The sequence below is a fragment of the Spiroplasma endosymbiont of Seladonia tumulorum genome, assembly GCF_964020235.1.
Taxonomy (GTDB): domain Bacteria; phylum Bacillota_I; class Bacilli_A; order Mycoplasmatales; family Mycoplasmataceae; genus Spiroplasma.
In genome coordinates, this window is sequence record NZ_OZ026545.1 from 630,276 (window position 1) to 644,329 (window position 14,054).

The following is a 14,054-nucleotide window of genomic DNA, read 5'->3' on the forward strand; positions in this document are numbered from 1 at the left end:
AAAATGTCATATTGTATTAGTGATTACTTAAATGAAAAATGAATTAATAATAAAGCATTAAAAATTAGTAATAAAGATATTATTTATGCACAAATTGATAGTGGTTATTCAGATAATTGAGAATTAAATTTATATTTTAAATTTGGTAATGAAGAACGATATGTGGGCAATGTTTCGTTGCCAACAGATTTTGACTTGAATTTGAAATGATATGAAATTTATGAAGTTAAAGGTTTAATTAGTGATTATTTAGAAGATGAAGAAGCAGATTACGAGGTGATAAATTATGAATAAAAGATATTTATTAGTAGCAAAAGATAAATATAGCCTAAATACTACATATTTTTATACATTTGAAGAAGCAAAAGCACATTCCAAAAATTTAAGTTATTGTAAAACAACAATTATTGATTTAGAAAATATTAAATGACAAGGATGTGAATAATATGTGAAAAGATGAAGATGGCAAAGTTTATACCGAAGAAGATTTATTTAATTTAGCATTAGAAGAATGTTATTCAGAAGAAAGTGCTTATGACTATATTGATACTTTAATTGAAGAAATGGAATTAGAGGAAATTTAATTATGGCAGATTTAAAGTTAAATAATGAAGTTAAAAATATTACTTATCCGTTTTATTTAAAAGGAGATGATTTTAAAGAATTAAGTTTAAAAGCATTAACAATTAAAAAAATGAATTGATGAAAATGGACAAGAATTATCAGAATTTATATATCGCCAACAAGCTTGATTAATAAATGGAGAATATAAATCACAATCTCTAAAAGATTTAAAAATAGTAGTTTCAAAAATTGATTATATTTTTAGAGAACCATTAGAATTAATAAAAAATTTTAAAGATGAATTAAATTTTATTAGAAAAGATATTTTAAATTTAGAAAATAATATTAAGAATAATCATGATTCTTTAAAAAATAGTGTAATTAATATTCAATTTCAAAAACAAAATGAAATTATTGAAACTCATAAAAAAGAACAATTTTTAGAAATTAAAAGTGTAGCAAAACAAGAACAAGAATTAAAAATTATTACTAGTAATTTTCGTAAAGATAAATTATTAATTAAAGATATTGAAGTTATTGGTATTAATGATGATTTTTTACAAAAAGCAGATAAATTAGAACTTATTAATCTTATTTAAAACTATTTAATTGTTGATGAACAAATTGTTAAAAATAAAATTAAAGAACAATGAGATAGTAATAAAGATATTAATTTAATTGGTGTTAAAGGTATTAATTTTAAAATAAATAAAGGAGAAAAATAACATGGCAAATATTGTTGAATTTTTAAGAAAAGATAAGGCAACTGATTGAATAAAAAGTAAATTTTCAAATGAAAATGAAATTGCAAGATTTAAAAGTAATATAGTTGCAATATCAAATAGTAATGAATTATTACAAAAAGCAGATCCAAAAACAATTATGACTGCTTGTTATCAAGGTGTTTTATTAAATTTACCAATGGAAAAACAATTTGGATATGCTTATGTAGTTCCATATAACACAAAAATAACAAGAATTATTAATGGTCGCAAAATACAAGAATGAGTTAATCAAGTTCAATTTCAAATGGGTTATAAAGGTTATATTCAATTAGCGCAAAGAAGCGGTCAATATTTAGATATGTCAGTATCAGATGTAAGAGAAAATGAATTAGTAAATTATGATTGTTTAAAAGGTACTACTTTTAATTGAATTCAAAATGAAGATGATAGAGAAAAATTACCAATTATAGGTTATGTATCATATTTTAAAATAGTTAATGGTTTTGAAAAAACTTTATATATGACCAAAGAACAAATGGAAAATCATTTTATGAAATATTCTAAAACTTATGCTAAAAATAAAAAGTTTATGATTGCTACTTTTGATGAAATGGCATTAAAAACAGTATTAAAATCATTATTAAAAAAATGAGGTATTATGTCAGTTGAATTACAACAAGCATATAAATCAGATCAAGCAGTTATTACAACTAATGATGAAAAAATTTATATTGATAATGATACTAATGTCACCAAAAATCAGGGGCAGATGAGCGATGACCCCTTATCAAATAATATAAATTTACCCCATGTAATGATGAAATAGCGTACACAAACGATAATGTAGTTAAAGAAGAAGATATCTCTAATGTAGTACCAGCAATTAACAATGATGAGGATGTATACGCATGATAAAAATAGGTATTGACCCTTCTGGATCTGGTACTACGGCTATTGTTGTTTTTGAAAATAATATCTTATTAGATAAACAAGAGTTTATAAATAAAGATTGAAAAAAACATTCTAAATTTATTATAAATTATTTAAAAAATGAAAAACCATTTTGGAAAATATTATTAAATAATCATAAACTAGAATATTTAGTTTTTATAAAAAATTGTTTATATACAAATGCCAATGGCTCAAAAGATAGAGATGATTTATTGAAATTATTAGGTTCGTTAGAAACACAAGGATATATTGCTAATGTTTCACCACGCCATACTAAATCAGTTGTTAAAAATATAGAAAATGAAAGTAAGTATTATGGAAATAAAATTTATTGGGGAATTGATAGTAATTTAACTTATCAATATGGTAAAGGTTGAAAATATAATAATGACAAAATTAGTAATCATTTACGAGACGCAATTATTATTGCTAATTATGAGAGTTAATTATGAAAACTAATTTAGGTGAATTATATTTGGGTGATAGTTTAGAAATACTAAAAACAATACCTGATAAAAGTATTGATTTAATATTAACTGATCCACCATACCTTTACCCTGATATTGCTAAAAAATTAGAAAATAAAGAAAAACATATTGAATATAATTTAAAAAAATTAAATGATCCTAATACATCTAATATTCAATATCAAATTCGTAAAAGAGAACTTGAATTTTTACAAGGTGAATTTATTGATAGTTTTGATATACCATCATATTTTAAAGAATGAATACGAATTATTAAAAAACCCAATTTTATTATTTATTTATCAAAACAACAATTAAAAGATTATTTAATTGAAATTGATAATTATAATTTAAAGTTTGAGCCAATTATTTATCAAAAAACAAATGATGCACCCACCAATAATGCATATCGCAAAAATAAAGAATTATGTTTATATATTTATAAAAAACCAATTAGTTATAGTAATGTTTGAAATCAAGATATGCAAACTATTTATCAAATAACAAATAGTAATAATCAATTTATAGGAACTATTAAATATCCTACTGTTAAAGATATTAATTTAATTAAATTACAAATTAATAAACACAGTAAAGTTGGTGATACTGTATTAGATTGTTTTTTAGGTAGTGGTACAACTGCTATTGCTTGTGAACAATTAAATCGGCGTTGAATTGGTATAGAAATTAATGAAAAATATTATAAGTTAGTAAAAAAAAGATTAAGTAATATTCAAACTACATTATTTATTTAAAGGAGGTCATTTATGAAAAGAAAATTAATTCGTAATATTAATGTTTACTTAAATGAAAAACAAGAAAAAGTATGAAATGAACTTCCTGAATTATATACCAACTCACAACGAATTGAACATCTTATTAATTTTTATATACTACACAATGAAGAAAATAAATAAAATTAAAAAAATAGTCCTGTAAAGACTATTTTTCTTTTTTTAGTAAATAATTGGTGTTTAATGACTTTTCTAAATTAGGTAAATTTTGGTTGATTTTATCATTATCATTTTTCAATAATTTAGGGCGACACTTTTTATAACTTAATTTAAGATGTTTTCTAACTGTATCAAAATCTATTATTTCAACTTCAATTTCATCATCAATATCAAAAAAGTCTCTTTTATCTCTTACATAATAATCTGAAATTTCACTAATATGAATTAAACCATCAGCTCTTTCTGCCCTACAAAAAGCACCATAGGGAGTAATATTTGTTATTTTTACAATAATTTTGTTATTTTTGTCATACATAATATATTTTTCTCCTTTTATAAAATAACTATATTACTAAAATGCTGAAAATAATTTGTTAAACACAAAAATAATATTAATTATTTATTTTTTTTCTTTCAATATAAATTCCATTTAAATATTGCGCTGATTCTGCTTTTTCAATAGTTACTGTTCCATAATTAGTATTTTTATCTCATTCAAATATTGAAGAATATCCTTCTATTGATGTTCCAATATAATGAGTTCTGGGTATTTTTTCACTTATAAATTTAGGGTTTACAAAAATTGTAAAACCATATATTCTAAATTGTGTTTCAACAGAACAATTTATGCGATAATAATATTTATTATCAAATGCTCTAACAGTATATTCTTTTGAATTTTTAATAAAATCACTAGTATTAATAACTTCTCAATTATTGCCACTACTAATAGATATATCACCACTACCTAATAATGAATTACCATTAATAGTTTTAATATTTGTACCACTTACTAATTTATCTTGTTTAACATCTGATACCATTAATTGTTGTTGTTCATTTTTAATAATAGTTTTATTGTCAATTGGTGTTTCTACACTTGAACCTTGTTTTGCTTTTCAAACATTATTTTCATAATAAATCGTATTATTATCAAAAGGAACTGATAACTCATTATTAGAATTATATACCACTGATTTATTATCAACTTTAATTGAAAAATTTTTAATATAATTATCAATATATTTAGTTAATAATTCTTGTGATATTTCAATTTGCCATGTTCCGCTTTTTTCTGTATCTACCCAAGGAATAATAGAAAAAGTATTAGATTTAAATATACTATTTTTTCATACATATTTAGCATCTGCTTCACTTAACATAATTGGTCTATCTTTATAATTAGTATCAGGACGACCAAATCAAGTATGATATTCATTTTTAAAACCATAATTATCAGGGTTTATTTTAGTTATAGTTTGTGATTTATAAAACTTTGCTTTTTCTAATAAACTAATAACATCAGGTGAAAATTCTATTTTCATATTAGTAGGATATGTATAACTTGTAACTTTATCACTACTATTTTCACCACCAGTAGAATATTCAATCCCAGTTCTTATCAAATATTGAGTTTGTAAACAACAAGCAATTTTTACATAATTAATGCGTTTTTTATCAATTTCACTATTTGGATCAAGTAAAGGAAACTCAGTCTCTAAACGATAACCACAAATACTATCTAATTGTAAACTTGCTCTTGTAATACCTTCAATTAAATAATTTGAAATATTATTATCATAAAGTTTTTTCCCATATTGTGCTACTAATTTATCAAAACCCTCTCAATTTTTAAACTCTTCTAATGTTATTAATTTAAAACTTTCTAATTTTGTTATATCTGCCATAATTTCACCTCTTTGCATCACCATTATAAACAAAAAAAGTCTTTTTTAGACTTTAATTGTTTTATTAGATAACTTAATATCTTTTTTAGAAATTGGTGTTTTTGCTCTTTGAACTTTAACAATATGATTAAATTCTTCTTCACTAATAGGTTTATTTGTTTCTAATACTTGTGCTCATTCTGTATTACCAAGACCCAAAGTATTAGCAGTTTGAATTAAACCTAAATGAATAGCTTCTAATGTTTCTTGTCCTACTACTTTATTTGTAGACTCTTTAAGTTTATTTTTAGTTACTTTTTTAATTAAAAGTTCCAATCCTTTATAACCTAAAATACCTACAAAACAAGCACCAACACCAATACCAACTAAGATTTCATAACTCATATTTTATCTTCCTTTCTTAATTTTACGACACCATCTTAACATCACCATAAAATTTGTCCACCACTTATTTAAAAAACATTTTAAGATGATGACGATTAAGGAAAGGAGAAATAAAAAGTGAGTATTGTAAAAAATTATTATGGTAATGATATAACAAAAATTAAAATAGAAATTGAAACGGCTGATATTCAAAAGGCAATTAATTTTCTAAAAAATATGAAGAAGAAACAAAAAAAAGAGGAAAAATAACAATTTCCTCTTTTTTTATTTATAGTATTGCACAGACTACTGACTGGCAAGGTTTCTTTTCTTTATTTAAACTTGCAAGTAGAACCTAGAATAACTCGCAACATCACTTGCTATTTAATTATAGCATTTTTTATTTTTATTGTATAATTTAACTAAATAATTTATTTAATTTAATAAATTACTTATCCTTCTTTAAAATATTTGTAGTAATCTTTTCTACGAATAAATTATTTATCAAAATATCAACAAAAGTGCTTATTATGAGCACTTTTTTATTTTTATTATCTAATTTACCCTTGTATATATATAATGTGACCAGTTAGTAAAATAGCAGAAAAGAGGGTTAGTATAAATGAAAAAATTATTAAGTATTATTGGTGCAATATCATTAGTAGGAACAAGTACATTAGGTGTAATTAGTTGCAAAGTTGATAATGTAAGTGACTGCGAACGAAATGATATTGGTAATTGAAAACAAATGTGTCCAAAAGACCAACCATTTAAAAAAGTTGATAATAAATATTATGTTACAATTTGAAGAACAACAAAAGAAGATAAATGAAAAATTAGTTTATTTAATTTTATAAATAAAAATATTACAAATATTGATAGCTATAATAAATATATTCTTCAATATAGTATTAAACAAGGATATAATTCAGGATTAATGTTAGTTGAACAAAAAGATGATGGAAGAGATGCATTAATTAAAAGATGAGAAGATGATTCAAAACAACAAGATTTTTTTAAATCTTTATATAAATGAGATACCGATAAATCTATTCCATCTTTACCTAAAATAGATGATAATGGAAATATAATTGTTTAAATTAAAAAATAGGAGTAATTTCCTATTTTTGTTTTAAAATAATATTAGTTGTTGCCATATTATCAATTTCAAAATTACCATTTATACTATATCCAGAAATACTATAATTTCCTCCTTTAACTCATAATTCATAATTAACACTCATTTTTAATTTAACACCCTCATTGTAAAATACAATTTGTGTTTTAAAATGATATCCTTCTTCTTTATCTCAAGGGTAATTTTTTTCTTCTAAATTATTAAAAATAATATATCCACTTTCATTAATATTTTCAATTTTAATTATATTTCTTATACCTAACTTTTTATTAATATAATTTGTTTCTGTACCTTGAGAGTTATTTCATATTCTTATAAATCCATCATTACCAAACTCAAATTCATCATAATTATCTTTAACTTGTTGTCAATCAGTTGCACCAAATGTTCCAAAATCAAATAATATTATATCTTGTGAATATGTTCTATTATCAGGTATAGCGGATCATCCATCTCATATACTTTTAAAATTTAATTTACTATCTGCTTTGTTTAATATTAATTGTACTGGATAGAAATTAATACTTGGTGGTGGGTCAGGTAATTTAACAGGTCAATCGTGTACGATATCATCATCTATGTATTGATCTAAATAACTAAGTGAATAAAGAGTTAATCAATCTCGCACTGAATTATTATATAAACTTGTTGTTTGTAAACTAACAAAATAACTCATAATTGAATATGGATCATATAAATCAATATCATCAGAAAACATATAAATACGACATGCAGTTTTACCTAAATTATAAAAACCAACTGCATCAATTATATAACGACCACTACCAACAACATCAGTTAGTAAATTTTCATTTGTCATTGTTGGTAATGATACACTTTCTTCATTAATTAAATAAATACTATCTTCATCCTTAAATGATTGAGGTATCATTACACTACTAATTCTATAATTTTTTCCATATTCTGTTTTTGATTTTTTAGATCACATTGATGCTGTTATTTTATCTGTTAAAGTAAATGCTCAACTTGTATTACTTGCACTAGCACCGATTATATCATTAACCTCATCTTGTGTATTATATCTAAATGCATCTAAGGGAATATTACCTTGATTTTTTGCTTGTGGACGCGTACTATCTTCAACAATAGGTCAATAACTTTCATCATAAAAAGTATAATTTGCTTTACCAATAAATAAAGGAATTCCTGTCTTAATATTTGGATATAAATTATTAGTATTATTATCAATAGTTTTTCAATAAATCGGAATACCTAAACTTATTGCATTTAAAAATTTACCAACAATAGGAATATCTCTTTGAGTTCATGCAATACTTTCTGTTATATCTATTGGTAAACTAATAATATGATTAACCATAACACTAAATAAATTTAACATGTCTTTTAATTGCCCACGATTTTTACTTGGATTAATTATATTATGACCAATATCAACATTAAATTTAAAATAACCATTTGCTCGTACATCAAAGTCTTTAATAATTTTATTACCTTTATAATTTAAAGCAACATCTTTAACTGTTAAATTATTTGGATTAGTTGCTTGTGTTAATTTTTTATCTGTATTCAAATAACCCTCATAATTCTTTTTAATTTCTTGGTTAGATTGACCTTGTTTTCTTTTTAATCAATTATCATATTGACCATTAATAGCAGGAATACCATTTGTTAGTAAATAAGTAGTTAATGGTTTAGATGATTTTGTTAAACTATCTGCTACTGGCATTTTTAAATTGTCAATAAATAATCTACGCTGAGGATATACTTTTTCATTTCATTTCCCTAAATTTTCAATAGGTCGACCAAATATAACAGGAGCAGTAAAACCATTATTACCTAATAAAGTTAATTGAATACTTTTAATTCCATTATCCCCAACAAATTTTTCATTAATTTCATAATCTTTTGGAATACCTAATTCATCTCATATTATTTTAGGTATTACATAACCTTCACCTGCTGCTGAAAATTGTACAAATTGCTGAATAGTTTGCCCAGTAGTATTAATATAATCTTTAACATAAATAAAAGTAATAACTCAATATACTAATTCATTTAAATCATTATATTTTGGTTGAGCATTTGAGATAAACATTAATAAATTATCATCAACATCTTCTTTATCAGATTGTAAAGGAACTAAATAAAATCTTAAAAAATCTTTTCTTTGAAAATTATAAGTGGTTTCAATCGTAATTGTACGATCAAGATATCAAGCGTTATATTCGCCAAAATATTCTTCACCACCTAATTTAGAAAATTCAACAGTATCATTAATATTAACAATATGACATTTATAAGCATCACCTTTAAATTTTCTTTTAATAGCAAAATTATCTAATGCTTTATTAATTTTTTGTAAATTAATAACATAAACATTAAAACCATTTTCATTATTAATTTTTTCTCAAATATCATTAACTGGGTAATTATTTTCAGGTTCTTCTGAATTAATAAAAACTTGTTTTGTTTCATCTCATAAATAAGTTTTTTCGGTACTAGTAATATATAAATAACTAATTTTATCTGTTAAACTATTTTTAAAATCATCAATAAAATAAGTAAATCAATCTTTTTCTTTTTGGAAAAAATCATAATTTCAAATATCAGGGATATGTCTCGATCTAATTTTAATTGCATTTTTTCATTGTGCTATAATTCCCTCTTTCCCAGTAAATATTTGTGACATTTGTGTAAAGTTTTGTGGTACTCCATTATTAGGTTGAAAACCTTTATCAGTAATATTTACTAAACCAGTTTTAATAATAAATGGAAAAAAGAAATAATTATTTTTAATATCAATATCTAATTTAGTTAAATCAGATCGAACACTATTATCCATTATTCTTTCATTTAAGTTTTTAAAAATACTATTAATATTTGGTACTTGCATTATTGTATATCTCCTTTAATATCTTCTTCTCTTGTTTGATTTTCTTCATCATCAATATAATTCATTTCTTGTTCTAATTGTGCTTTTTGTTCTGTTTTAATTTCTTCAAACATCATTCGTGCTTTTTTATTTGTCACCTTATCTTGTTTATGAATTGCGTCAATATGAGTAATAGTTCCATTATTTAATCTTCTATCAATTACCTCTGATTGTGTAATTTCATTAACCATTGATATATCAATAAATTCTAATGTATAAGGTCTAATATTATCATTATTTGGATTGTTATCATTTAAGTTATCTCATTTTTTATAATGTCTAAATATATAATCAAATAAACGATATAAATTAGGAATTCGTAAAGACCTTTTTTGTAAAGTAGTTTCAATATCTAATTTATTATTCATTAAAGACTCTGTTTTATTTGTATAATTATTCCCTGAAAAATTATCATATTCATAACCTGCACCATTAAATATCATTTTCATTGAATAATCACTATCAATGGTTATTTCAGTATAATTTTGTTGAGCATGAATTAAACCCATTCCACTATTACCAGTTAAATTAGCATAACCTTGTACTATACTAGTAATAATAGCATCGGCACTTACTAATTCTTCTGAACCTTTACCATTATCAACAAGTGAATGAGTAGTATCTTTTTGTCCTATAAAATGAGTACGATTAATAATTCTTTCAATTCTTTTATAGTAAATATTGTCTTGTACATCTTTAATTAAATTAAATATAGGTAAACAATCAGGGGTAGCATCTACTGTTGTTTTTGTAACATGCACTAATTTAGGTAAATTTGTAAATTCAACAATAGGTAATATATCAATCCCAGTATCATATTCCATTGTAAAAACTGGTCTTAATTTACTTTCTAATTCTCCATAAGTTTGTCAAATACCAATTTCTAAATCTTTGGCTGTATAATAAGTTATTTTTGCTTTTCTGGGATAAAATTGTACTCTTTGATATCACATATAATCAGATTGAGCAGGTAATATTCACATTTCCGCATATTGTTCTATTTCTGAATATTTAGCAATACAAACATTTGAACTAATTGGAGTAACATCAATAGTTAAATCGCCAGTTTCTGTTTTTAATAAATACATTACACTACGACCATATAAACTATTTGCTAATTCATTTTGATATAACTTAGAATAAACATAGTTTTTTTCGTATCATTCTTCTATTCAATCTTGTGTATCATCATTATCACAATTAAACATTAAACCTTGTCCAATAGTTAACGGAGCGGCTTTTCTATTAGCAATAATTCAAGGAATATCAATATAGTATTTTTGTTCTTGCAATATTTTATATTTTCCCGTTTCTAAATAACATAAATATTCAGGCTTATTAATTAATTCATTAAAATTTATTTCTTGTTTATTATCCATTTTTACACCTCTTTTTGTCATCACCCATTATATAATCACCATAAGGAGAGTGCCAAAAAATGTGAAAGTTATTAACATTAATTACTAGTATTTTAGAAAATCCAAAAATAGCATTAAGAATTATAAAATTATTAGAAAAATATGGTAATTCTAAAATAAAAGCAATTTTACAAAGTATTAAAGATATTGAACATCAATTAGCACAAATTCAATATTATTTAAACCCAAATATATTAAGTGATTTATTAGCAAAAATACCTAAAAATTTAGAAATACAATTATTTAAAGATATTAGTTTTTTAGATAAAAATAAATATAAAGAAATTGTAAAATCATTAACTCCAACAGAAAGTAATTGAACTATATTATCTAGTAGTTGATGTAAAAAAGGTTTGTTTCAAATAACTAATAAACAAAAATTAATAGGTAATTTAACTATTTTAATTCAATCAGATAATGATAAACAAAGAAGATGATATGGATCTTATACATATCCAAAAGTACATATTCAAGTATGACAAGCAATGAAATCAGCAACTGGTAAAAATGGAACTGGGGCAGGGTCTGTATTTTGGAATATGTGATTACATGTATGATTACGCAGTGAATTAAGAGAATATGTTAATTGACAAATATATACACAACAAAATAAAGACGGCGGAGATGTTAAATTAAGAGCAAGTCGTATTAATAAAAACCTATTAGAATTAAATAAAGAAATAAATCGTTATAGTAATAATTTTTACAATACAAAAGATGCTAAATTAAATCATCATAAGCAGTATATTGATAATAAAAATTGATTAAATCAACAGCGAGAATATGCAACTAATTTAAAAGTGGGTTATCAAAAATTACATACTAAAATAATATCAAAACCAAAAACAATTAATCTTTATAAAGAACTTAAAAAAGGTATTAATGTAATTAAACATCCAATAAATACTATAAAAAATAAAAAAATAGGTTAATTCCTATTTTTTATATACTATGAATTTTTAATTACTACATCAATAGGGTTTGTTTGACCAGTAGCGTTATTTTTACCTTGAATTTGAACTTCAACAGTTTTATCATTTGTAATATTAATTGGTCAATTCTCACCTTTACTTTCAATAAAGTAATCAAAATCACTTTCCGTTAAAGAACTATCTACTGCTTTTACTGCTTTTAAAACAACATCTTTAAATTGTGGTTTTAATTGTTCGGATGTTGCTGTGTTGGAACTGCAACATTAATAGTTGGTTTATCTAATTTATTAATCCCGTTAATATTTATTTTAGAATTGCCTTTAATTAATATTTTTTTATCATTAATATTTTGATTATCAATAATACCTGCATTAATATGTAAATAAATATTACCACTTACAATTTCATTAACTGGTAAATAAATACCTGCTGAATTTGTTTGAATTGGATAATCATTTTTACCATCACTTAATACCATAATAGAATGCATAAATGCTAAAACTCTTTGTTTCTGTGGCGTAGTTAAATTTTTATCTAATACTTTATCAAATAATTTTTTAATCTCTGCTTTGTCAAGGGTAGATGGAGTAATTCCAAAGAATTCATAATATTTTTTCTTAACATCCATATTTAATGCTGTTTGATCTTCTGTTAAATTATTAATATTGTTAATAGTATTTTGCATTGTAGTTTTAAATTCAGGATTATAAAAATCTTTATAATTTGGATCATAATTTAATAATTGATAAGTTAATTCATTTTCTCATTCACCAGTAAATTCATTATATTTTTGTCATGAATTACCAGTTGGATTTGTATTATCTCATAAGCGAGCAATAGCATCCATTTGTTCTTGTTCTGTAAACATTTCTTTAACAATTAAGAAACCTAATTCTGGTCTTGTTAAAGCAGGTAATGAAAATAATACCCGACTAGTAAATGCAGGTTCTTGTGTATCATTATCTACATAACTAATATTTTCAGTAAAAATAGTAATCATTGCGGCATTATCTCTATGAATAACCAATGCTTCTACTTTATTATTAATAGATAAATCAAAGTCACGAGTTCTATTCATTCCTTGTAAATTAACCTCTAATTGTCCATCTGATGTTTTACCATACAAAGGTTTAATATTTTGACCAAGTCATAATGATTTAGAAACCATATAACCTAAAACTTTATCTTGGAATAAAGTACCAGTCACCATTGTATTTGCTGAAATATTTTCACCGATTAATTGAGTATATGCTCGTGTTAAATCTAAATATGAATGTGGTTCTCAAATCATTTCTCAATCACTAGTATTTGTACCAATTTGAGATGCATTAATTTTTCGTGTTTCATCTGTCATACGATGTCCTAATTTATACATTAAATCTAATGCATCTTGTTGAGTTTTAATTTTAGTTGTATCATAAACAAAAGCATAATCTTTATTAAATTTAGATCTAGCAATATAATTATCAATTACACCTTTTAAAAAGTATAATTCTAAATTAAACATCATATTTTCTGTAATTGAACCAGTTCATTTTGCTACTAATTCACCGCGTAATGATGGGTCAGTATTTTTTAAACGAGATAAATCAAATCTTCTTCATTGTGTTTTTAAACCAATAGTATGATCAATTACTAAACGACCACGCTTAGCATTTTGATTTTGTTTTGGATTTCCTTTTTCGTGGTTTCATTCTGAATCACCATAAAATAATCGTTCAGGTATTGTATAAATTGCAACCGCATAATCTGAACTTTCCATATTAGGAATTGATTGTGCTGTTGCTGTTAAACGATGAAAAGTATAATAATCAGGATTTGAAAAAATATCTTTTACTCGCATTTCTTGTGCTGATAATAATAAATGTCCTTCTTTTGTTAAATTTGCTACACCATTACCAATAACAAATCCCTCATGTAATCCTATAATTGATGCCATAT

Annotated in this window: 17 protein-coding genes; 11 read left to right on the plus strand and 6 right to left on the minus strand. The window is 23.6% G+C overall.

Features of this window, described 5'->3' with window-relative positions; all coding sequences use genetic code 4:
• Positions 1-3: 3 nt before the first annotated feature.
• The 8 genes from AACL22_RS04090 to AACL22_RS04125 all read left to right on the plus strand — a co-directional run bounded on the left by AACL22_RS04090 (position 4) and on the right by AACL22_RS04125 (position 3,624).
• Positions 4-294: a hypothetical protein gene (locus tag AACL22_RS04090; RefSeq protein WP_338989801.1), complete on the plus strand. Its 291-nt coding sequence runs from the start codon at positions 4-6 to the stop codon at positions 292-294.
• Positions 287-445, plus strand: a complete 159-nt coding sequence (locus AACL22_RS04095) for a hypothetical protein (RefSeq protein ID WP_338989803.1) — start codon at positions 287-289, stop codon at positions 443-445. Before AACL22_RS04090 ends, AACL22_RS04095 begins: the two co-directional genes overlap by 8 nt.
• A 1-nt stretch (position 446) precedes the next feature.
• Positions 447-584, plus strand: coding sequence for a hypothetical protein (locus AACL22_RS04100; RefSeq protein WP_338989805.1), 138 nt, complete (start codon positions 447-449; stop codon positions 582-584).
• Between the two features lie 2 nt (positions 585-586).
• On the plus strand, positions 587-772 hold the full coding sequence (locus tag AACL22_RS04105; protein ID WP_338989808.1) for a hypothetical protein: 186 nt from the start codon (positions 587-589) through the stop codon (positions 770-772).
• A gap of 518 nt (positions 773-1,290) precedes the next feature.
• Entirely contained in the window at positions 1,291-2,115 is an 825-nt protein-coding gene (locus AACL22_RS04110) for a recombinase RecT (protein WP_338989811.1), read from the plus strand.
• Between the two features lie 82 nt (positions 2,116-2,197).
• Positions 2,198-2,686, plus strand: a complete 489-nt coding sequence (locus tag AACL22_RS04115; RefSeq protein ID WP_338989814.1) for a hypothetical protein — start codon at positions 2,198-2,200, stop codon at positions 2,684-2,686.
• Positions 2,687-2,688: 2 nt separating this feature from the next.
• The gene (locus AACL22_RS04120; RefSeq protein WP_338989816.1) at positions 2,689-3,462 is read left to right on the plus strand and encodes a DNA-methyltransferase; all 774 of its coding nucleotides are present in this window, start codon (positions 2,689-2,691) and stop codon (positions 3,460-3,462) included.
• A gap of 12 nt (positions 3,463-3,474) precedes the next feature.
• Positions 3,475-3,624, plus strand: a complete 150-nt coding sequence (locus AACL22_RS04125) for a hypothetical protein (protein ID WP_338989818.1) — start codon at positions 3,475-3,477, stop codon at positions 3,622-3,624.
• Positions 3,625-3,649: 25 nt separating this feature from the next.
• On the opposite strand, the gene AACL22_RS04130 is transcribed toward AACL22_RS04125, so the two are convergent.
• The 3 genes from AACL22_RS04130 to AACL22_RS04140 form a co-directional block, all read right to left on the minus strand.
• Positions 3,650-3,976, minus strand: coding sequence for a S1 RNA-binding domain-containing protein (locus tag AACL22_RS04130; RefSeq protein WP_338989820.1), 327 nt, complete (start codon positions 3,974-3,976; stop codon positions 3,650-3,652).
• Positions 3,977-4,052: 76 nt separating this feature from the next.
• Complete coding sequence (locus AACL22_RS04135) at positions 4,053-5,348, minus strand: hypothetical protein (protein WP_338989822.1); 1,296 nt, start codon at positions 5,346-5,348, stop codon at positions 4,053-4,055.
• Positions 5,349-5,393: 45 nt separating this feature from the next.
• Positions 5,394-5,732: a hypothetical protein gene (locus tag AACL22_RS04140; protein WP_338989824.1), complete on the minus strand. Its 339-nt coding sequence runs from the start codon at positions 5,730-5,732 to the stop codon at positions 5,394-5,396.
• A 117-nt stretch (positions 5,733-5,849) separates the two neighbouring features.
• Here AACL22_RS04140 and AACL22_RS04145 point away from each other — a divergent pair, with 117 nt between their 5' ends.
• Together AACL22_RS04145 and AACL22_RS04150 are read left to right on the plus strand one after the other, a co-directional pair.
• Positions 5,850-5,981, plus strand: a complete 132-nt coding sequence (locus AACL22_RS04145) for a hypothetical protein (protein WP_338989825.1) — start codon at positions 5,850-5,852, stop codon at positions 5,979-5,981.
• Positions 5,982-6,333: 352 nt separating this feature from the next.
• A complete protein-coding gene (locus AACL22_RS04150; protein ID WP_338989826.1) occupies positions 6,334-6,810 on the plus strand; it encodes a lipoprotein in 477 nt (158 codons plus the stop codon).
• Positions 6,811-6,832: 22 nt separating this feature from the next.
• On the opposite strand, the gene AACL22_RS04155 is transcribed toward AACL22_RS04150, so the two are convergent.
• The gene (locus tag AACL22_RS04155; RefSeq protein ID WP_338989828.1) at positions 6,833-9,724 is read right to left on the minus strand and encodes a hypothetical protein; all 2,892 of its coding nucleotides are present in this window, start codon (positions 9,722-9,724) and stop codon (positions 6,833-6,835) included.
• Positions 9,724-11,142, minus strand: a complete 1,419-nt coding sequence (locus AACL22_RS04160) for a hypothetical protein (protein ID WP_338989829.1) — start codon at positions 11,140-11,142, stop codon at positions 9,724-9,726. Before AACL22_RS04160 ends, AACL22_RS04155 begins: the two co-directional genes overlap by 1 nt.
• A gap of 59 nt (positions 11,143-11,201) precedes the next feature.
• Between AACL22_RS04160 and AACL22_RS04165 the strand changes: the two genes are divergently transcribed.
• Positions 11,202-12,113, plus strand: coding sequence for a hypothetical protein (locus AACL22_RS04165; protein ID WP_338989831.1), 912 nt, complete (start codon positions 11,202-11,204; stop codon positions 12,111-12,113).
• A gap of 226 nt (positions 12,114-12,339) precedes the next feature.
• On the opposite strand, the gene AACL22_RS04170 is transcribed toward AACL22_RS04165, so the two are convergent.
• Entirely contained in the window at positions 12,340-14,052 is a 1,713-nt protein-coding gene (locus tag AACL22_RS04170; RefSeq protein ID WP_338989833.1) for a hypothetical protein, read from the minus strand.
• Positions 14,053-14,054: the final 2 nt, after the last annotated feature.